Genomic DNA, 21393 nt, shown 5'->3' on the forward strand with positions numbered 1-21393 from the left:
CCGGCTTAGGCCGGGTACAGATGCGCGGTCACACCGGGTTCCACCTGCTCATACAGACCGATGATATGGGCCATCACCATACGCACACAGCCCGAACTGGCGCGCGAACCGATAGAGCGCGGCTGCGGCGAGCCATGGATGCGCAGATAGGTATCACGACGCCCCTCAAACAGATAGATCGCACGGGACCCCAGCGGGTTTGACAGACCTCCGTCCATACCATCTTCGTACTTCTTGTACTTATGCGGTTCCCGCTCGATCATGTCTTTGGTGGGGGTCCAGGTCGGCCATTTGGCCTTACGGCCGACAGAGTAGGTGCCGGGCTCGTACAAACCATCACGTCCGATCGCCACGCCGTACCGCATCGCCGTACCGTCAGCGCGCACATGATAGAGATAGCGCGCGACAGCATCCACATGGATGTCCCCCGGCTTCAGCCCATCATTGGCTTGAACAACACGCGGCAAAAAACGCTGCTTCAGCCCCCAAGGGTTCGACGTCGAGGGATCATAGTTGGCAGGAGTGACGCGCGCGTCATAGCTGTTCCACATCGCGCTGTTTGAAACAGGGCGACGTTTGACCTTTGTCGGCGCAGGCGCAGAAACTGGCGTCGGGGTTGGCTCTGTTGCAGGCGTCTCCTGAGCCAGAAGCGGAGACGCAATTGGCCCGGAGAAAAGCGTGGCCGACGTGATAACGAAATGGCGACGGGTTAACATTGGCAGTCCTCGTATCTGGATGAATCACTCATCGTACAATGACACAGTACCTACGGTGTCTCACAAAACGAGTCAAAACCGCGTGTATTTGCGTCTTATTTCAAGGTCCGAGAGAGCAAACCGAGACGCGTTAAAAGGAATGCCTGCCAGTGGTTCAGTGTATTCAAGCGCCGAAAAACCCGTTCTTCTTGCCCATTTTCAATAGCCGTCTGGATTAAGATTTGTTGCTTCACACGCACAGGGGCCTGACCACGCGTCCGAGCCTCTCCAGTGGTGCGCATTTGCCACTTCTCGCGCCACCGATCAAAGCCGATGGCGTCAAAGTGAATGGTACGCAGATCAAAGTCGTTTGCTAGGATTTGCGGCACAAATCCGACTGCATCACCATTCACTCTTGAAAAGTGGCTGTTGATTGTTTCGGGTTTGACACCTTTGCGCAAAAGGTGTTTCCCCTCAACATAACCAGTTGTCCCACGACACATGTGCTTCCCATAGCGTCCGTAAACCAAATAAGGCAGTACACTACGCCCCAAGAAGCCGGTCGGGAAGGCGTGGCGTTCATAGCCACATCCAAAGACCTCGTGCGTATCATCTCCCGGTCCCCAGGCGGCTTCGGTGTTCTTAATTCGAACGCCCAAGATGTCCTTCGGCAATGCCGCAAGCGCATTCCCAAGTGAGCAGTTCGATACGATCAAATCATCCGCATCACAAAACAACATCCAGTCGCAAGGGTTTCGTTGGATACCCTGTTTGAAAACGAGAGCCTGCTTATCTTCGAGCGTGAACTGACCATTATCTGACAAAGCGGCCGCCCAGAAAACTTCATCACAGCATTCGATGCAAACACTGTCATCGTTCTGAAAGGCAGCATTGACCTTCTGCGTTTCCTCTTCTGAGCCGTCAAAAAATAGGAAGATCCTCTCGGCCCCTGCCCGTTGGTAATGATCGACAAATCGCCGGACGACCGGAAGGGTTTCGCGAACGAGGCTACAGATGGCAAAGCTATCAATTCCCTTGCCGGAACAAACTTCACCCCGAAAATCATTGTGCCACATAATCACACCCCACCGCCTATCATCCCACCATGGAAGCTCTAGGCATGAAAGTCATGATTGCAAACATTTACGGCGATCCAAATGAAAAAAGCCCCCGCCATGTGGCAGGGGCTTTTCAATTTCTTACGTCAGCCTGACGATCAGAGTCCGGTGGACACGTCGATCGTGTTGCCCTCTTCCAGGGTCACATAGGCTTTCTTGACGTCTTTACGCTTGCCCAGCTGACCGCGGAAGCGTTTGACTTTACCCTTGGTGATTGTGGTGTTGACGGCTTTCACCTTCACACCAAACAGGGTCTCAACAGCTTCTTTAATCATTGGCTTGTTCGAGTCGATTGCGACTTCGAAAACCACGGCACCGTTCTCGGAAGCCATAGTGGCTTTCTCGGTGATGATCGGCTTGCGGATCACGTCGTAGAGTGCAGCTTTATCGGTCATTTCAGGCGAGCCTCCAGAGCTTCGACACCTGCTTTGGTGAGCACAAGAGTGTCACGTTTCAGGATGTCATAGACGTTGGCGCCCATCGACGGCAGGATATCCAGGCCTTCGATGTTACGAGCAGCCAGAGCGAACTTTTCGTCCACTTCAGCACCGTCGATAACCAGAGCGCGTTTCCAACCCAGATCTTTCACAGCTTTGGCCAGAACAGCAGTTTTGCCGTCGGTCGCAGCAGTGTCGATCACAACCAGTTCGCCAGCTTGCGCTTTGGCGGACAGGGCGTGCTTCAGACCCAGTTTACGGAATTTCTTGGTCAGGTCATGGCCGTGGCTGCGAACAACCGGGCCTTTGTAAACACCACCACCACGGAAGATCGGAGCCGAACGGGCGCCGTGGCGTGCGCCACCGGTGCCTTTTTGGCGATAGATCTTCTTGGTCGAGTAGTTCACTTCCGAACGCGTCTTTACCTTGTGGGTGCCGGCTTGTGCGTTGTTACGCTGCCAACGAACCACACGGTGCAGAATGTCTGCGCGTGGCTCAAGACCGAACAGGGCCTCGTCCAGGTCAACAGAACCAGCTTTTTTGCCGTCCAGTTTGATTACATCAAGTTTCATGCTTCACCACCTTCCGCAGGCGCTTCTTCAGCCGGAGCTTCAGTTGCAGCGGTTGCAGCCGATTTCAGAGCAGCTGGGAACGGAACGTTCTCAGGCAGCTTCTTTTTCACGGCGTCTTTCACGGTGACCCAACCACCCTTCGAGCCAGGGACAGCGCCCTTGATGAAGACCAAGCCACGATCGGCGTCAGTTTTCACGACTTCCAGGTTTTGTGTGGTCACACGAACCGCACCCATATGGCCGGCCATTCTTTTGCCTTTGAAAACCTTACCGGGATCCTGACACTGACCAGTCGAACCGTGCGAACGGTGGCTGATCGAAACACCGTGTGTTGCACGCAGACCGCCGAAGTTGTGACGCTTCATGGCACCGGCAAAGCCTTTACCAATCGAAGTGCCTGCAACGTCGACCTTCTGACCTTCAACATAGTGCTCGGCCGAGATTCTTCGCCAACGGCGATCAGGTTGTCAGCGTCAACGCGGAACTCAACCAGCTTGCGCTTGGGGGCTACGCCAGCTTTGGCGAAGTAGCCGCGCATCGGCTGCGAGGTGCGTTTGGCTTTTGCTTCACCAGCACCCAGCTGAACGGCGGTGTAGCCGTCTTGGTCAGCGGTGCGGTTGGCAATAACCTGCAGGTTTTCCAGTTGAAGAACGGTCACAGGAATCTGCTTTCCGTCTTCCATGAACAAGCGGGTCATGCCCACTTTTTTCGCGATAATACCAGAGCGCATCTGTGATACCCTCCTTAGACCGAGATCTGGACGTCAACGCCAGCAGCCAGGTCGAGCTTCATCAGCGCGTCCACGGTCTGAGGTGTCGGGTCAACAATGTCGAGCAGACGCTTGTGCGTACGGATCTCGAACTGATCGCGGGATTTCTTATCAACGTGCGGGCCACGAAGAACCGTGAACTTCTCAATCTTGTTGGGAAGCGGGATGGGGCCGCGTACGTTTGCACCAGTCCGTTTGGCGGTATTGACGATCTCTTGTGTGGACGCATCCAGCACACGATAGTCAAACGCTTTAAGACGGATACGAATGTTTTGACTTGTCATAGCATTCGCCCTTTCAGGCAAAGAGTTGATAGGACGACAGCTGGCTCATTCCAACTGCCCTCGTCGAACCCCGGTCAAATTCAAAAAGCGGGACCGAATCCCGCTGATAAATTCGCCGAGCGAACTGGGGCGTAGTACAGCGCGATAATGCGTGTGGCAAGGGATAAAACCCACTTACACCCCGAAATGCAAAACGCGGCCCTCGTATGAGGACCGCGCTTCAAAACTGTATTCGAAAAGGCTTATGCCAGTTCGATGTTCACAGCCGATTCACGACCGTCGCGGCCGGGTTCGATGTCGAACGTAACTTTTTGGTCGTCAGCAAGGCCGGTCAGACCCGAACGCTCAACAGCCGAGATGTGTACAAACACGTCTTTGCCGCCAGTTTCAGGTGCGATAAAGCCGAAGCCTTTAGTTGAGTTAAACCATTTTACGGTGCCGTTAGCCATATCCGTAGTCTCCAATATTTGTTGCTACTCGCGGAAGTGCAGCAGCCTGGCGTGGTAGGTCTGGATCGAAAGACTGAGCGCCAGAGTAGGAGACAGTTGGTCGAAAAAGAAAAACGTTAGCACCGTGCAAATGGGGGGCTGGCGAACAAATTGCAATAGATTTCTTTGCAATAAGGTATTTTGCGCGGATGTTTGCGGGTCGGATTTCGAGATGTCTAGCGGGTTTGGGGCCAAATTTGGCTTAATTGTAAAGCCCACTTTACATTCTCGACATCCCACCCTATGTAAAGCTAACTTTACACGGAGGACGCAATGTCACAATACGGTAAGCTCATGCTAGGGGCGATCTTCGCGATCGAACTCGCCTATATCTTCTTTTTTCTCTTGATGACCGATAATTTCAACCTTGGGCAACGTGAGCCCGCCTTCATCGGCTTCGCTGTTCTTGGGTTTTTGGCAGTGGTCACCACGGTCCTTATTCTTCAGCAACTTTTTAACAAGAAAACTCAACGCGTAGTCCCTGACGAACGGGAAGAAGTGGTGGATCTAAAATCAGAACGGTTTGGAGGCCGTATCCTTGACGCCGGCGTCTTTATTCTTATCGCGCTTTCAATTTTTGAAGCTTTCAAAGGACCGGACACTTTGGGAAGCTACAGCTTGACGCGGCCTGAAGCCCTTGTGTTCGCACTGATTACCATCAGTTCGTTAGCAGCCATCACGCGCCTTCTCTTTGCGTTCATTCAGGATCAACGCGCATGAATTCGGCGAAAGTCGCAAACCAAGTTCGCACTCTCAGAGAGGTCGAGCCAAAGCAAACCCAACAGGCTTTGGCCGACGCGCTTGGGGTCTCAAGACAGACAATAATTGCCATAGAAAATGGTCGGTATTCGCCGTCTTTGGACCTTGCGGTGCGTATTGCGCAATACTTTGAGCGGCCTGTTGAAGAGGTTTTTTGGTTGCAAGAAGCGGCCAAGACCTAGCGATCCACAACGAGACAGCGGGGCCTCCTAAGGCAGCCCCGCACGCAATCGGTTTAGGGCCCCCAGTTCAGGTTGGTGTGCTTGGTTCCAGTGCCATCTCTATTTTTTTGTCCAGCCAAAGTTTGCCAGATTTGTATCCGCCATGGATCAAAAAGCCCGGTTCGTGAACTTCAGGAAAATCATCAGCCCAGTCGCGATAGCGGTCGTTGGTTACGACGATGGCCTTTAGATCTCGTGCAGCCTGAAGAATTAAGGAATCCGCAGGCGTTCCTTTTGCAACCACGACAACCGCGTCTTCGGGCAGGTTCAACAGCCTCGCCAACCTGTCATCGTCCTGATATTTGCCAACCAGCAAGTGTCCCGCGTTGGCATCGAACATAACGCCCGGAGCAAATCCAAGTCTTTTAAGCTCCCCCACGACGTCATGCAGAGGTTCCATACATGGTTCCTCATCTTGCCAGTACATAATGTTTGAGCCGTCTATGACCGCACGCATTTGCGTGTCGGTTTCGACGTCAACCTGCTGTTGTGTGTCGGTTTCGACGACAACCTGCTGCCGTCGGGTAAGCAACAGAAAAACAGCTGCGACAGCACATGGCGCTGCGATCAAAATAACTCCAGACCAAGCCGGAACCGAAAATGCGACGATGATAAAAGCCACCGAAATGGCGGCCACAATGATCAGAAACATGAAATGCGATACCCGAAAAGAATGAACAGTCTTATCAGGTCCTAATATCACTCAGAGTTAAAGGGCGTTCAAGCTCTCGCGTGTAGATTGAGCATATTTGACGCCACCTAAAGTAAGTTTTGTTGGGCGTCACTAATCTCCTGCCCCCTCAATCCCCCCGATGCAAAAAGGGCGCCCAGTGGACGCCCCTTTCTTATCTTCTGTCTCTCTGGCTCTCGGTGATTTGGCTGCGCCAATTCACCTGTCGCCCTAAGAACGCAATGCGTTCTTAGTCGATGATTTTCGAGACAACGCCCGAACCAACGGTACGGCCGCCTTCGCGGATCGCGAAGCGCAGTTTCTCTTCCATCGCGATCGGAGCAATCAGTTCAACGTCGAACTTCAGGTTGTCGCCCGGCATCACCATTTCGGTGCCTGCAGGCAGTTCAACCGTGCCGGTCACGTCAGTTGTACGGAAGTAGAACTGAGGACGGTAGTTCGCGAAGAACGGCGTGTGACGGCCACCCTCTTCCTTGGTCAGAATATAGACCTCGGCTTCGAACTTGGTGTGCGGGTTAACCGAACCTGGCTTACACAGAACCTGGCCACGCTCAACAGCTTCACGGTCGATACCGCGCAACAGAACGCCAACGTTGTCGCCTGCTTCACCGCGATCAAGCAGCTTGCGGAACATTTCAACGCCAGTACAGGTGGTTTTCTGAGTGTCTTTGATGCCAACGATTTCGATCTCGTCGCCAACATTCACAACGCCACGCTCAACACGGCCGGTTACAACAGTACCGCGACCCGAGATCGAGAACACGTCTTCGATCGGCAGAAGGAATGCGCCGTCAACCGGACGATCCGGGGTCGGGATGTATTCGTCCACAGCAGCCATCAGCTCGCGGATTTTCTCTTCACCGATTTCAGGGTTCTTGCCTTCCATGGCGGCCAGCGCGGAACCCGCGATGATCGGCATGTCGTCACCTGGATAACCGTATTCGTTCATCAGTTCACGAATTTCCATCTCAACCAGCTCGAGAAGCTCTTCGTCGTCAACCTGATCAACTTTGTTCATGAAAACGACCATGGTCGGGATACCAACCTGGCGACCAAGCAAAATGTGCTCGCGAGTCTGTGGCATGGGGCCATCTGCTGCGTTCACAACCAAGATCGCGCCGTCCATCTGGGCAGCACCGGTGATCATGTTTTTGACGTAGTCGGCGTGGCCGGGGCAGTCAACGTGAGCATAGTGACGTGCGTCGGTCTCGTACTCAACGTGAGCGGTCGAGATCGTGATGCCGCGTGCTTTTTCTTCCGGCGCACCATCAATCTGGTCATAAGCCTGGAAGTCACCAAAATACTTGGTGATCGCTGCCGTCAGTGTCGTCTTGCCGTGGTCAACGTGACCAATCGTGCCGATGTTTACGTGCGGTTTACCGCGTTCAAACTTTTCCTTAGCCATGATGGCCTCCTATTAAACTGGGTATCGGGCAGCGACAGGTCACTGCCCGATAATTTCGATTAGGCGAATTTCGCCTGAATTTCGTCCGAGATGTTCTGCGGAACCGGATCGTAATGCGAGAACTGCATCGTGAACTGCGCGCGGCCCGAAGACATGGAGCGCAGGGTGTTGATGTAGCCAAACATGTTTGCCAGCGGAACGTTCGCGTCAATTGCAATCGCGTTACCGCGTGCTTCTTGACCCGAAACTTGACCGCGACGTGAGGTCAGGTCGCCGATGATACCACCGGTGTAGTCCTCGGGCGTGATCACTTCCACTTTCATGATCGGCTCAAGCAGTTTGGCGCCAGCCAAACGCATGCCTTCGCGCATGGCCATACGACCCGCGATTTCAAAGGCCAGAACCGAGGAGTCAACATCGTGGAATTTACCGTCGATCAAGGCAACTTTGAAGTCGATCACTGGGAAGCCAGCCAAGGGGCCGCTGTCCATAACCGATTTCACACCTTTTTCAACACCCGGGATGTATTCCTTCGGAACAGCACCACCAACGATCTTGCTTTCGAACGAGTAACCTTCGCCCGCTTCAGTTGGAGAGATGATCATTTTCACCTCAGCATACTGACCCGAACCACCCGACTGTTTCTTGTGGGTGTAGGTGTGCTCAACCTCTTTCGAGATCGTTTCACGATAAGCAACCTGCGGCGCACCGATGTTGGCTTCAACCTTGAACTCACGACGCATGCGATCAACAAGAATATCGAGGTGAAGTTCGCCCATGCCGCGCATGATGGTCTGACCGCTTTCGATGTCAGTTTCCACACGGAACGAAGGATCTTCTGCCGACAAACGTTGCAGCGCGATGCCCATTTTCTCTTGGTCACCTTTGGTTTTCGGCTCAACGGCAATCTCGATCACAGGATCAGGGAAAGTCATTGTTTCGAGAACCACAGGATCGTTAACCGCACAAAGCGTGTCACCTGTTGTGGTGTCCTTCAGGCCGCCGAGAGCGATAATGTCACCAGCAAATGCTTCGGTGATTTCATCACGGTCGTTGGAGTGCATGATCATCATGCGGCCAACGCGCTCTTTTTTGCCTTTGGTCGAGTTCAGGAACGTGTCGCCCTTTTCGATTTTACCGGAGTAAATACGCGTAAAGGTCAGCGAGCCAACAAAGGGGTCATTCCAGATTTTGAACGCCAATGCCGAGAACGGCATGTCGTCGTCTGCACGACGCGCAATGTCACGAACTTCGTTTTCATCGCCTGGCTTAAAGCCCATGTAGTCAACCACGTCGAGCGGGCTCGGCAGGTAGTCAACAACAGCGTTCAACAGAGGCTGAACACCTTTGTTTTTGAACGCAGAGCCGCCCAAAACTGGTACAAATGCGATCTCCAAGGTGCCTTTACGGATCAACTTGCGCAATGTGGGAATGTCAGGCTCGTTGCCTTCCAGGTATTCCATCATCGCGTCGTCGTCCATTTCGACAGCCGCTTCGATCATCTTGCCGCGCCACTCGTCAGCCATGTCCTTAAGATCAGCACGGATAGGTGCTTTGACCCAAGATGCGCCAACATCGTCACCCTGCCACAACCACTCTTCCATGGTCACAAGATCGATAAGACCTTCAAGATCGGATTCCGAACCGATTGGAATACCGATCGGCACAGCAGTTGCACCGGTACGCTCTTCAATCATTTCAACACAGTTGAAGAAGTCCGCGCCGATTTTGTCCATCTTGTTGATGAAAACCATGCGTGGAACTTTGTAGCGGTCAGCCTGACGCCAAACAGTTTCTGTCTGAGGCTCAACACCGGCGTTGCCGTCAAGAACACAGACAGCACCATCAAGAACCGCCAGCGAACGCTCAACTTCAATTGTGAAGTCAACGTGGCCGGGGGTGTCGATGATGTTCATCCGGTGCTTTTCGGAATCAGCAGTTTTGCCGTCTTCGGTGCGTTCCCAGAAAGTGGTGGTCGCTGCCGAAGTAATGGTAATACCGCGTTCTTGTTCCTGCTCCATGTGGTCCATCGTCGCCGCACCGTCGTGTACTTCGCCGATGTTGTGAGACTTACCCGTGTAGAACAAGATGCGCTCGGAGCAGGTTGTTTTACCTGCATCGATGTGCGCGATGATACCGAAGTTACGATATCTCTCGAGTGGATATTCGCGTGCCATGGTTTTCTTCCTTCCTTGGCTTTACCAGCGGTAATGGCTGAACGCTTTGTTGGCGTCGGCCATTTTGTGGGTGTCTTCGCGTTTCTTAACGGCAGTACCGCGCGCGTTCACAGCATCCAGAAGTTCGCCAGCAAGACGTTCTTCCATGGTGTTCTCGTTGCGGTTTCGAGCGGCGGTGATCAACCAGCGGATGGCCAGTGCTTCACGGCGCTCGGGGCGAACTTCGACGGGAACCTGGTAGGTGGCACCACCCACACGGCGCGAACGAACTTCGACCGAAGGCTTAATGTTATCCAGCGCTTCGTGGAAAACTTCCACAGGTGCGCGCTTGATTTTGTCTTCTACGCGATCCAGCGCGTTGTAGACGATTTTCTCTGCAACCGATTTTTTACCATCGATCATCAGGTTGTTCATGAATTTGGTCAGTACCAGATCACCAAACTTGGCATCGGGTAGGACCTGGCGCTTCTCAGCGGCGTGACGACGAGACATATCTGACTCTCCTTACTTCGGACGCTTGGCGCCGTATTTCGAACGACGTTGCTTACGGTCTTTGACGCCTTGGGTATCCAACACACCACGCAGGATGTGGTAACGGACACCCGGAAGGTCTTTCACACGACCGCCACGGATCAGAACCACAGAGTGTTCCTGAAGGTTGTGGCTTTCACCCGGGATGTAGGAGATAACCTCGAAACCGTTGGTCAGGCGAACCTTCGCAACTTTACGCATAGCCGAGTTCGGCTTTTTCGGGGTCGTTGTATAAACGCGGGTACATACACCGCGCTTTTGGGGGCAAGATTCCAAGTGCTGCGACTTGGAACGCTTGACTTTGGGCTGACGCGGCTTGCGGATCAGCTGTTGGATCGTTGGCATAGGGCTCTTTTCCCGTTTCTCAACTCAGTCGGCGCAGGTTGCCCCACGCGGTTAAATCTTTTTCGTGTTACAGACCTGTGACAGTCTACAAAGCGAAAACCCGCGAGCGTTCCCATTCCGAGGCAAACGTCGCGGTTGGTTCACAGAGGATCGAGGCTTCAAAGTAGCTCCGAACTTGATCCCACAATTCTGGATAGCCGGGGCTAACCCAGCTGGATGATCGCGCGTATAGTTGGAGTCGTTCTTGCTGTCAACAGCTGGCCAAGATGCGTTGCCGCATGGCTTTGCCTATAGTAGCGTGCAACCGAATACACGTCGAACCTAATTGCTTCATTTCGGGATGATTTCATGAAGGGCACATTGCTTTTGTCCTGCATGCGCAACCAAGGGCCTTTCATACTGGAATGGCTGGCATGGAACCGCATGTTGGGCTTCGAAAAAATCCTGATCATGCACAATGATTGTACGGACCGATCACCGCAACTTCTGCGCCTGTTAGAACGCCAAGGGATACTGGCCGCGAAACGGCATCAGCCCGAGCCGAAACAAACTCCACTTGGGTCCGCTTATCGGGCCGCGCGATCTCATCCATACGTCAAATCCTGTGATTGGATGTTCTCATGTGATGTGGATGAATTTCTGGTCATCCGAAAAGGCAAAGGAACCATCGACGAGCTTATCGGCAACGGCGCGGAAAACAGATTTCGCGGCATGGCCATTCACTGGCTGATTTTCGGCACAGGGGACGAAGACCAATGGGAAGACCGCTTTGTCCACCAACGCTTTCTGAACTCTGCGGAAGAGAAGGCCCAGCAAAACAACTGCGTGAAAAGCTTTGTCTACAAACCATTGGATTTCGGAACACTTAAATCGCACACACCCCGGTTCTGGAGAGGTGACGGTGCATGGAACACAGGTGCAAATCATTGGGTACTGTCCGACGAAAGCTGGTTTGAGGACTACCATCCCACCAAGAAGTCCTTGAACGGGACGGACCGTAAGTTGGTTACACACGAAACCGCCCATCTGAACCACTATATTCTGCTAACTAAAGAGCAGTATGAGTTCAAGAAAGGCAGCCCCGGGTCAGCCGGTTCCGTCAATCGCTATACAGATGATTTTTTCAATCGGTTTGACCACACCAGCGTTTCAAACCAATCCGCACTGGCGTTCAAAGGTCAGTTCGATGCGCAATACGCTAAACTTACAGAAATTCCGGGGGTGCTTCGGTTGCACCATCTATGCTGTGCCGATTTGGTTGAAGCCATGTGCACCAAACGCGGGGAAGATCACCGCAAGGATCCTCGCTTTGAATTTCACATGGACAAAGCCCTTAGCCTTCCCAAACCCGAACCACGAAACCTGAAAGCCTAGGACGCTCGCCGCGCCATCTTGCGTTCTCGAAACAGCGCGAAAAGGCCCGTCGACACCACAATCGCAGCACCTAAGAGCGTTAACGTGTTTGGCCATTCCCCAAACAACACCAGCCCCAAAAGCAAGGCCCACAAGAGGCCCGTGTAGCGAAACGGGGCCGCAAACGCGATATCGCCCACACGCATCACCATGACGGAAAACAGGTAGCCCAAGAAAATAAAGAACGCTGCCAATCCGATCAATGCAATCGACGCGCCTTGAACTGGCTGCCACTCCACGAAAAGACTGGCTGCACCAAAACCAACTGTGATCGAGATCCCTGCCATCAACGCCACGGTCATGGATGGCGTGTTCGGTGACAGCTTTCGAACAACCAGATCGCGCAGAGTGATAAACCCCACGGCGACCAACGCGTAAATCGACCAGACCGAGAACCCTGCCCCGGGTTGGACAATCAGTAAAACTCCTATGAAGCCAATGCCGATAGCCACCAATCGTCGCCAACCCAGTGGCTCAGACAGGAACAACCAAGCGGCCAGAGCGATCACCAAAGGCAACACCTGAAGGATCGCGGTCACGTTGGCGATTGGCATGTGGAACAAGGCCGTCAGGAAACAGTAGGTCGCGCCAATTTCGCCCAAGCACCGCACGGCAATCAATTTCCATTCTCTACGGGGAAGATCAAAGTGCAGCGTTCCCAGCCAACGTCCAAGGAAATACAGAAAGGCACATGTAACCACTCCGCGCAGGAACACGGCCTGTTCCAACGGGAGTGTCTCGGCCAAGGCTTTCATGCACGCATCATTGAACGTGAAGCCTGCCATGGAGGCCGACATAAATGCCGCTGCTTTGAAATTGTCTGATCGCATTGAAGCCCCAACTCTTCTGTTTGCATTGGCACCTTAAGCAGCCTTGTTCGCCATCACCAAGAAGAATGCTGGCCCAACAGTATCAATCCCTTCAATTTGAAGTGATGGGACAAGAGGCTGGGCTACAAACAGAAAAGGCCCCGTCGAAGCGGGGCCTTTTAGAGTTTTTATTCCTAATCGCTTAGGGCTGTTCGTCGCCACCCATTTCAGGGGTTTCGACCAGACCCAGATCATCCTCTGGCGCATCGCCGAACACGTCTTCGGCAGGAGCAGCCAGTGCAGCGGCTGCTTCAGCCTCGGCACGTGCTTCTTCGATCACCTTCAAGTCGCGTTTCTGCGCGATGGCGCGGATCTGCTGGGTTGCCCCACCCGTACCAGCCGGGATCAAGCGACCCACGATGACGTTCTCTTTCAGGCCAACCAGTTTGTCGCGCTTACCCTGAACCGAAGCTTCGGTCAGAACTCGCGTTGTTTCCTGGAACGACGCAGCCGAGATGAACGAACGTGTCTGCAAGCTTGCCTTGGTGATCCCCAGAAGGATCGGCTCGCCCGAAGCCAAGCGGCGGCCTTCGGCAGCTGCTTTTTCGTTCGCGGCATCGAATTCGGCTTTGTCCACATGCTCGCCTTTGAGCAGCGTGGTTTCGCCCGAATCCTGGATCTCCCACTTTTGCAGCATCTGGCGAACGATCACCTCGATGTGCTTGTCGTTGATCTTAACGCCCTGCAGACGATAAACGTCCTGAACTTCGTCGATCATGTAATCGGCCAGAGCCTCGACACCCATAATAGACAGGATGTCATGCGGCGCCGGGTTACCGTCCATCAGGTATTCACCCTTCTGGATAAAGTCCCCTTCTGCAACCGGGATGTGTTTGCCTTTGGGCACCATGTATTCCACGGTGTCCATCGTTTCATCCGCAGGCTCGATCGAGATGCGACGCTTGTTCTTGTAGTCGCGGCCAAAGCGCACATAACCATCGATTTCGGCGATGATTGCGTGATCTTTCGGACGACGCGCTTCGAAGAGTTCAGCAACACGCGGCAGACCACCGGTGATGTCCTTGGTCTTGGCGCCTTCACGCGGGATACGCGCAATAACGTCACCAGCTTTGACATCCGAGCTTTCTTCGACCGACAAAATGGCATCCACGGACATGGTATAGGTCACCGGGTTACCCGCATCATTGCGGACCGGTTCGCCATCCTTAGCCACCAAGATCACTTCGGGCTTCAGCTCGTTGCCTTTCGGCGCCGAACGCCAATCCGACACGATCTTCTGTGTCATACCGGTTGCGTCATCGGTTTCGTCACGAACCGAAATACCGCTGATCAGGTCGACGAATTTAACTTGACCGTCCTTCTCAGCAATCATCGGCAGTGTGAACGGATCCCATTCAAACAGCTTGTCGCCGCGGGATACCGAAGCACCGTCTTTGATGAACAATTTCGAACCGTAGCCGATTTTGAACGACGCACGCTCTTCACCGTTGTCGCCCATGATCGCCATGACCATGTTGCGGCCCATAACGACGATCTCGCCGTCACGGTTTTCCAGAACGCTGGCGTTACGATACTCGATCTTGCCTTCTTGGTTGGCTTCCTGGAACGACTGCTGGCCACCCTGCGCAACACCACCAATGTGGAAAGTACGCATGGTCAGCTGAGTTCCGGGTTCACCGATCGACTGTGCGGCAATAATGCCGACAGCTTCGCCAGTGTTGACTTTCGTACCGCGCGCCAGGTCACGACCGTAGCAGTTGGCACAAACGCCTTCTTCAGCTTCACATGTCAGCGGGCTGCGGATGCGGATGGCTGTCAGGCCAGCTTCTTCCACAGCGTCTGCTTTGCGTTCGTCGATCAGCTCGTTCTTAGCAACCAGAACTTCTTCGGTACCAGGTACCAGAACGTCCTCAGCAGCCACACGACCCAGAATACGTTCGCTCAGCGACGAGACCACTTCACCGTCGTTCACCGCAGCTTCTGCAGTGATCGAGTTTTCGGTGCCACAGTCATTTTCGCGCACGATGCAGTCCTGTGCCACGTCAACCAGACGACGAGTCAGGTAACCCGAGTTCGCGGTTTTCAAAGCGGTATCCGACAGACCCTTACGGGCACCGTGGGTCGAGTTGAAGTACTCAAGCACGGTCAGACCTTCTTTAAAGTTCGAGATAATCGGCGTTTCGATAATCTCGCCCGAAGGTTTGGCCATCAGGCCGCGCATGCCGCCCAACTGCTTCATCTGAGTAACAGAACCACGCGCACCAGAGTGGGCCATCATGTAAACCGAGTTCGGTTCAGCTTCGGCACCATTCTCGTCACGCTTGTTGGACGAAATCGTGTCCATCATGGCGTCCGTGACCTTGTCGTTACACTTCGACCAAGCATCAACAACTTTGTTGTACTTTTCGCCCAAAGTGATCAGGCCGTCCATGTACTGCTGTTCGAAGCCTTTAACCTGATCGCGGGTTTCGTCCACGATCGGCCATTTGCTATCCGGAACAACCATGTCGTCCTTACCGAACGAGATGCCAGCCTTGAACGCTTCTTTGAAGCCCATCGACATGATCTGATCACAGAAGATAACCGACTCTTTCTGACCACAATAGCGGTAGACGTTGTCGATGACCTGCTGGACTTCTTTCTTACGCAGCAGACGGTTCACAAGGCTAAACGGCGCCTTGTTGTTCTGCGGCAGAAGTGCGCCCAAACGGACACGACCCGGCGTGGTTTCAAAGCGCACCATGACGGTGTTGCCCTCTTCGTCCACCTGCGGCAGACGCGCCTGAACTTTGGCGTGCAGATGCACTTCGCCAGCGTCCAGAGCGTGGATCACTTCGTCCACGTCGGAGAAGATCATGCCTTCGCCCTTCATGCCTTCACGTTCCATCGAGATGTAGTAAAGACCCAGGATCATATCCTGCGAAGGAACAATGATCGGCGCGCCGTTTGCAGGCGACAGAACGTTGTTCGTCGACATCATCAGAACGCGTGCTTCCAGCTGGGCTTCCAGCGACAGCGGCACGTGAACAGCCATTTGGTCACCGTCGAAGTCAGCGTTGAACGCTGAACAAACAAGCGGGTGAAGCTGGATGGCTTTACCTTCGATCAGAACCGGTTCGAACGCCTGGATGCCAAGACGGTGCAACGTAGGCGCACGGTTCAGCATGACGGGGTGTTCTCGGATCACTTCGTCCAAGATATCCCAAACTTCGGGACGCTCTTTTTCCACCAATTTCTTGGCTTGCTTCACAGTGGAAGACAGACCTTTGGCTTCAAGACGCGAATAGATGAACGGCTTGAACAGTTCCAAGGCCATCTTCTTGGGCAAACCACATTGGTGCAGCCTCAGTTCCGGGCCGGTCACAATGACCGAACGACCCGAGAAGTCGACGCGTTTACCCAAAAGGTTTTGACGGAAGCGACCTTGCTTACCTTTCAGCATGTCTGACAGCGACTTCAGCGGGCGCTTGTTGGCACCGGTGATGACGCGGCCACGACGGCCGTTGTCGAACAGAGCATCCACGGATTCCTGCAACATACGCTTTTCGTTACGTACGATGATGTCAGGTGCGCGAAGCTCGATCAGACGCTTCAGACGGTTGTTCCGGTTGATCACGCGGCGATACAGATCGTTCAGATCCGACGTCGCGAAACGGCCACCATCCAGAGGCACCAGTGGGCGCAGTTCTGGCGGGATAACCGGGATAACGGTCAAGATCATCCATTCAGGACGGTTGCCCAACTCAATGAACGATTCAACAATCTTCAGACGCTTGATGATCTTCTTAGGCTTCAGTTCACCAGTGGCTTCGGCCAGATCAGCACGCAGCTGTTCAGCTTCAGCTTCCAGATCAATCGCTGCCAGCATTTCACGGATTGCTTCAGCACCGATGTTCGCGGTGAACGCGTCCATACCATAGGTGTCTTGAGCGTCCATGAACTCTTCTTCGGTCATCAGTTGACCGTATTGAAGGTCCGTCAGGCCGGGCTCGATCACAACGTAGTTTTCGAAGTACAGAATACGTTCCAGATCACGCAGGGTCATGTCCAGCATCAGGCCGATGCGCGACGGCAGCGACTTCAGGAACCAGATGTGAGCGACAGGTGCTGCCAGCTCGATATGGCCCATACGCTCGCGGCGTACTTTCTGAAGGGTAACTTCCACACCACATTTCTCGCAGACAACGCCGCGATACTTCATGCGCTTATATTTACCGCACAGGCATTCGTAGTCTTTGACCGGGCCAAAGATACGGGCACAGAACAGACCGTCACGCTCGGGCTTGAACGTACGATAGTTGATGGTCTCGGGCTTCTTGATCTCGCCATACGACCACGAAAGGATCCGTTCCGGGCTAGCAAGCGAGACTTTGATTTCATCAAAGACCTTCGGCGCGGCCAGCGGGTTGAACGGGTTTGTTGACAGTTCCTGGTTCATTTTGCGTTTCCTTTAATCAGGGGAAGGGTGGGAGGAGTAAGGCGGGCGCCTTCAGTCCTCGCCCTCCGCATCCAGGAGTTCCATGTTGAGGCCGAGGCCGCGGACTTCTTTGACAAGAACGTTGAACGATTCTGGCACGCCAGCTTCGTAGTTGTCCTCGCCTTTGACGATGCTTTCATAGACTTTCGTCCGTCCAGCAACGTCATCCGACTTGACGGTAAGCATCTCTTGCAGCGTGTATGCCGCGCCATATGCTTCCAAAGCCCAGACTTCCATCTCACCGAAGCGCTGGCCACCAAACTGCGCCTTACCACCCAGCGGCTGCTGAGTAACAAGCGAGTACGGACCGGTCGAACGCGCGTGGATTTTGTCGTCCACAAGGTGGTGCAGTTTCAGCAGGTACTTCACGCCAACAGTGACTTCGCGCGAGAACTGTTCACCGGTACGACCGTCGAACAGAACCGACTGACCCGAGGTGTCGAAACCAGCGCGCGTCAGCGCGTCGTTTACGTCAGCCTCTTTGGCACCGTCGAAGACCGGGGTAGCGATCGGCACACCATTGGTCACGTTGGACGCAGCATCCACCAGATCGTCTTCGCCCATGCCAGCGATGCCTTCTTCGTAGACATCGTCGCCATAAGCGATGCGCATGGCCTCGCGAACCGGGGTCAGATCGCCGGAACGGCGGTATTCACCCAGAGCTTCGTCCACGTTCAGACCCAGACCGCGAGCGGCCCAACCCATGTGGGTTTCAAGGATCTGACCAACGTTCATACGCGACGGCACGCCCAGCGGGTTCAGACAGAAGTCAACCGGAGTACCATCGGCCAGGAACGGCATGTCTTCCATCGGTACAACCTTGGAAATAACACCTTTGTTCCCGTGACGACCGGCCATCTTGTCGCCCGGCTGAAGCTTACGCTTCACGGCAACGAAGACTTTGACCATCTTCATCACACCCGGCGGCAGGTCGTCTCCACGACGGACTTTTTCGACCTTGTCTTCAAAACGGGCATCCAAGGCGCGTTTCTGCGCTTCGAACTGCTCGTTCAGGGCTTCAACGATTTTCGCATCGTCTTCGTCCTCAAGGGCAAGTTGCCACCACTGACCGCGGCTTAGACCTTCCAGCAGATCTTCTGTGATCTTCGAACCTGCTTTTACGCCTTTCGGGCCTTTTACGGCCGCTTTGCCAAGGATCATGTCCTTCAGGCGGGCATAGGTGTTGCGCTCAAGAATGTGCAGCTCGTCATCACGGTCACGCGCAAGGCTTTCGACCTCTTCACGCTCGATCTGCAAGGCACGTTCGTCTTTTTCCACACCGTGGCGGTTAAAGACGCGCACTTCCACAACAGTCCCGAAATCACCCGGCTTCACACGAAGCGAGGTATCGCGAACGTCGGATGCTTTCTCACCAAAGATGGCGCGCAGAAGCTTTTCTTCCGGCGTCATCGGGCTTTCGCCCTTCGGTGTGATCTTACCGACAAGAATGTCGCCCGGCTCAACGTCGGCACCGATGTAAACAACACCAGCTTCGTCGAGGTTACGCAGCGCTTCTTCACCCACATTCGGGATGTCGCGTGTGATTTCTTCTGGACCCAGTTTCGTGTCACGAGCGGCGACTTCAAACTCTTCGATGTGAACCGAAGTGAAGACGTCGTCACGCGCAATACGCTCTGAGATCAGGATACTATCTTCGTAGTTGTAGCCGTTCCAAGGCATAAACGCGACGACCACGTTTTTACCCAAAGCCAATTCGCCGATGTCGGTCGAAGGACCGTCGCCGATGATTTCGCCTTTCGAAACCTTCTGACCTACTTTCACCAGCGGACGCTGGTTGATGCAGGTGTTTTGGTTCGAACGCTGGAACTTGCGCAAACGGTAGATGTCCACGCCCGCATCACCCAGACCAAGGTCTTCGGTGGCACGTACAACGATACGCGTTGCGTCAACTTGGTCGATTACACCGCCACGTTTGGCCTGAATGGCAGCGCCAGAGTCGATGGCAACTTTGCCTTCGATGCCGGTGCCTACAAACGGAGCCTCTGCCCGCAGAAGCGGAACAGCCTGACGTTGCATGTTCGAACCCATCAAGGCACGGTTAGCATCGTCGTTCTCAAGGAACGGGATTAGCGACGCAGCAACCGAGACCAGCTGCTTGGGCGACACGTCGATCAGGTCGACAGCTTCACGCTGCGCCATGGTGTATTCACCCGACTGACGGGTGTTCACCAGATCGTTTTCAAACCGACCATCTTCGTCCAGATGCGCGTTGGCCTGAGCCACAGTGTGACGCATCTCTTCGGTGGCGGACATGTAGTTCACTTCGTCCGTGACCTTGCCGTCCACAACTTTACGATAAGGTGTTTCAATGAAGCCGTATTTGTTCACGCGGGCAAAAGTGGCCAACGAGTTGATCAGACCAATATTTGGCCCTTCCGGCGTTTCAATCGGACACATGCGGCCATAGTGGGTGGCGTGAACGTCACGCACCTCGAAGCCAGCACGTTCGCGAGTCAAACCACCCGGCCCAAGCGCCGACAGGCGGCGTTTGTGGGTGACTTCCGACAGCGGGTTCGTTTGGTCCATGAACTGCGACAGCTGCGACGAGCCGAAGAATTCACGTACTGCCGCTGCGGCAGGTTTCGCGTTGATCAGATCTTGAGGCATGACGGTGTCGATTTCGACCGACGACATACGTTCCTTGATCGCACGTTCCATACGCAGCAGGCCAACACGATACTGGTTTTCCATCAGTTCGCCGACCGAGCGCACACGACGGTTGCCCAAGTGGTCAATGTCGTCCACGTCACCACGACCGTCACGCAAGTCAACCAGTGCCTTGATACAGGCAATGATGTCTTCACGACGCAAGGTGCGCTGCGTGTCTTCGGCATCCAGATTCAGACGCATGTTCATTTTCACGCGACCAACGGCCGACAGATCATAACGCTCGCTGTCGAAGAACAGTGTCTCGAACAGGTTCGAGGCCGCTTCAACCGTGGGCGGTTCACCCGGACGCATCACACGATAGATGTCCATCAGCGCGGTTTCGCGGCTCATGTTCTTGTCTACCGCCAGCGTGTTGCGGATGTAGGGACCATAATTGACGTTGTCGATGTCAAGCGTCGGGATATCGGTGATGCCCGCATCCATAAGCTCTTTCAACGAACCGCCAATCAGTTCACCGTCTTTGTCGTGCTCAAGTGTCAGTTCGTCACCAGCTTCGACGTAGATCGCACCGGTTTCTTCGTTGATGATGTCTTTCGACACATAACGACCAACGATGGCATCGAAGGGAACAAGCAGGTTTTTGACCTCGCCGGACTCCATCAGCTTCTTGACGGCGCGCGGCGTAATCTTCTTGCTGGCTTCAGCAATGACTTCGCCAGTTTTGGCGTCGATCAGATCTTGTGTCGGACGGGTGCCGGCGACACGCTCGGGGAAGAACTTGGTGACCCAACCTTTGTTCTTCTTCAGCTTGAACTGAACCGTTTCAAAATACGCGTCACAGATGCCTTCTTGGTCCAGACCCAGTGCATAAAGCAGGGTGGTCACAGGCAGCTTACGGCGACGGTCGATACGGGCAAAGACGATGTCCTTGGCGTCGAATTCAAAATCCAACCACGAACCACGGTAAGGAATGATGCGGCAGGCGAACAGAAGCTTGCCCGACGAATGCGTCTTGCCCTTGTCGTGGTCAAAGAACACGCCCGGCGAACGGTGCATCTGAGATACGATAACGCGCTCGGTGCCGTTCACGACAAATGTGCCGTTCGGCGTCATCAGAGGCATGTCGCCCATGAACACGTCTTGCTCTTTGATGTCTTTAACCGACTTTGCGCCCGTATCTTCATCAATATCAAACACGATAAGACGCAGGGTGACTTTCAAAGGTGCTGAATACGTCAGGTCGCGCTGCTGGCATTCCTCGACGTCGAATTTCGGCTCTTCAAGCTCGTATTTCACGAACTCAAGAATAGAAGTTTCGTTGAAATCTTTAATCGGGAAAACCGACTGGAAAACGGCATTAATGCCTTCGCCGTCCATAGGTTCCAGCTGATCGCCGGAATTCAGGAAAAGATCGTAAGAGCTTTTCTGAACCTCAATAAGGTTCGGCATTTCCAGAACTTCACGGATTTTACCGTAATACTTACGCAAGCGTTTCTGGCCAAGGTAGGTCTGCGCCATAAGGTATTTACCTTTCATTTCTCAACTGAGGT

At 54.0% G+C, this 21393-nt stretch carries 17 protein-coding genes and 1 pseudogene; 3 read left to right on the forward strand and 15 right to left on the reverse strand.

Annotated elements, in window-relative coordinates; translation table 11 throughout:
- Positions 1-5 precede the first annotated feature (5 nt).
- From AC0L6A_RS14965 to AC0L6A_RS14995, 7 genes and pseudogenes are all read right to left on the reverse strand, one after another.
- Positions 6-716 (reverse strand): L,D-transpeptidase, encoded by a 711-nt coding sequence (locus tag AC0L6A_RS14965; protein ID WP_473291116.1) that lies wholly within the window; start codon positions 714-716, stop codon positions 6-8.
- Between the two features lie 95 nt (positions 717-811).
- Complete coding sequence (locus AC0L6A_RS14970) at positions 812-1771, reverse strand: glycosyltransferase family 2 protein (RefSeq protein WP_473291118.1); 960 nt, start codon at positions 1769-1771, stop codon at positions 812-814.
- A gap of 140 nt (positions 1772-1911) precedes the next feature.
- On the reverse strand, positions 1912-2208 hold the full coding sequence (locus AC0L6A_RS14975) for a 50S ribosomal protein L23 (RefSeq protein WP_246928039.1): 297 nt from the start codon (positions 2206-2208) through the stop codon (positions 1912-1914).
- On the reverse strand, positions 2205-2822 hold the full coding sequence (rplD, locus tag AC0L6A_RS14980; RefSeq protein ID WP_246928040.1) for a 50S ribosomal protein L4: 618 nt from the start codon (positions 2820-2822) through the stop codon (positions 2205-2207). The genes AC0L6A_RS14975 and rplD overlap by 4 nt, the downstream gene beginning before the upstream one ends.
- Positions 2819-3552 (reverse strand): annotated as a pseudogene (rplC, locus tag AC0L6A_RS14985) (50S ribosomal protein L3). Before rplC ends, rplD begins: the two are co-directional and overlap by 4 nt.
- A 14-nt stretch (positions 3553-3566) precedes the next feature.
- On the reverse strand, positions 3567-3875 hold the full coding sequence (rpsJ, locus tag AC0L6A_RS14990; RefSeq protein ID WP_091428130.1) for a 30S ribosomal protein S10: 309 nt from the start codon (positions 3873-3875) through the stop codon (positions 3567-3569).
- 242 nt (positions 3876-4117) lie between these two features.
- Positions 4118-4324 carry a cold-shock protein gene (locus AC0L6A_RS14995; protein WP_473291119.1) on the reverse strand — a complete coding sequence of 69 codons (207 nt, stop codon included), beginning with the start codon at positions 4322-4324 and terminating at the stop codon, positions 4118-4120.
- Positions 4325-4636: 312 nt separating this feature from the next.
- Here AC0L6A_RS14995 and AC0L6A_RS15000 point away from each other — a divergent pair, with 312 nt between their 5' ends.
- Both AC0L6A_RS15000 and AC0L6A_RS15005 read left to right on the forward strand, forming a co-directional pair.
- Positions 4637-5083, forward strand: a complete 447-nt coding sequence (locus AC0L6A_RS15000) for a hypothetical protein (RefSeq protein WP_473291120.1) — start codon at positions 4637-4639, stop codon at positions 5081-5083.
- Complete coding sequence (locus AC0L6A_RS15005) at positions 5080-5304, forward strand: helix-turn-helix transcriptional regulator (protein ID WP_473291122.1); 225 nt, start codon at positions 5080-5082, stop codon at positions 5302-5304. Before AC0L6A_RS15000 ends, AC0L6A_RS15005 begins: the two co-directional genes overlap by 4 nt.
- 67 nt (positions 5305-5371) lie before the next feature.
- Here the strand turns inward: AC0L6A_RS15005 and AC0L6A_RS15010 are convergent, their stop codons facing one another.
- The 5 genes from AC0L6A_RS15010 to rpsL all read right to left on the reverse strand — a co-directional run bounded on the left by AC0L6A_RS15010 (position 5372) and on the right by rpsL (position 10492).
- The gene (locus AC0L6A_RS15010) at positions 5372-5995 is read right to left on the reverse strand and encodes an NYN domain-containing protein (RefSeq protein WP_473291123.1); all 624 of its coding nucleotides are present in this window, start codon (positions 5993-5995) and stop codon (positions 5372-5374) included.
- Between the two features lie 268 nt (positions 5996-6263).
- The gene (gene tuf, locus AC0L6A_RS15015) at positions 6264-7439 is read right to left on the reverse strand and encodes an elongation factor Tu (protein WP_246929063.1); all 1176 of its coding nucleotides are present in this window, start codon (positions 7437-7439) and stop codon (positions 6264-6266) included.
- A gap of 59 nt (positions 7440-7498) precedes the next feature.
- The gene (gene fusA / locus AC0L6A_RS15020) at positions 7499-9616 is read right to left on the reverse strand and encodes an elongation factor G (RefSeq protein ID WP_473291125.1); all 2118 of its coding nucleotides are present in this window, start codon (positions 9614-9616) and stop codon (positions 7499-7501) included.
- Between the two features lie 21 nt (positions 9617-9637).
- Positions 9638-10108: a 30S ribosomal protein S7 gene (gene rpsG, locus AC0L6A_RS15025; protein WP_473291126.1), complete on the reverse strand. Its 471-nt coding sequence runs from the start codon at positions 10106-10108 to the stop codon at positions 9638-9640.
- 12 nt (positions 10109-10120) lie between these two features.
- Entirely contained in the window at positions 10121-10492 is a 372-nt protein-coding gene (rpsL, locus tag AC0L6A_RS15030; RefSeq protein ID WP_008182915.1) for a 30S ribosomal protein S12, read from the reverse strand.
- Between the two features lie 348 nt (positions 10493-10840).
- On the opposite strand from rpsL, the gene AC0L6A_RS15035 reads away from it, so the two are divergent.
- Positions 10841-11866: a glycosyltransferase family 2 protein gene (locus tag AC0L6A_RS15035; RefSeq protein ID WP_473291128.1), complete on the forward strand. Its 1026-nt coding sequence runs from the start codon at positions 10841-10843 to the stop codon at positions 11864-11866.
- Here AC0L6A_RS15035 and AC0L6A_RS15040 read toward each other — a convergent pair.
- From AC0L6A_RS15040 to rpoB, 3 genes are all read right to left on the reverse strand, one after another.
- Positions 11863-12735: a DMT family transporter gene (locus AC0L6A_RS15040; protein ID WP_473291130.1), complete on the reverse strand. Its 873-nt coding sequence runs from the start codon at positions 12733-12735 to the stop codon at positions 11863-11865. The two genes, AC0L6A_RS15035 and AC0L6A_RS15040, sit on opposite strands and share 4 nt — an antisense overlap.
- 181 nt (positions 12736-12916) lie before the next feature.
- Positions 12917-17173 (reverse strand): DNA-directed RNA polymerase subunit beta', encoded by a 4257-nt coding sequence (rpoC, locus tag AC0L6A_RS15045; RefSeq protein ID WP_473291131.1) that lies wholly within the window; start codon positions 17171-17173, stop codon positions 12917-12919.
- A 51-nt stretch (positions 17174-17224) separates the two neighbouring features.
- Positions 17225-21361: a DNA-directed RNA polymerase subunit beta gene (gene rpoB, locus AC0L6A_RS15050; protein ID WP_473293516.1), complete on the reverse strand. Its 4137-nt coding sequence runs from the start codon at positions 21359-21361 to the stop codon at positions 17225-17227.
- Positions 21362-21393 lie beyond the last annotated feature (32 nt).

Source organism: Aliiroseovarius sp. D2-2 (genome assembly GCF_055809455.1).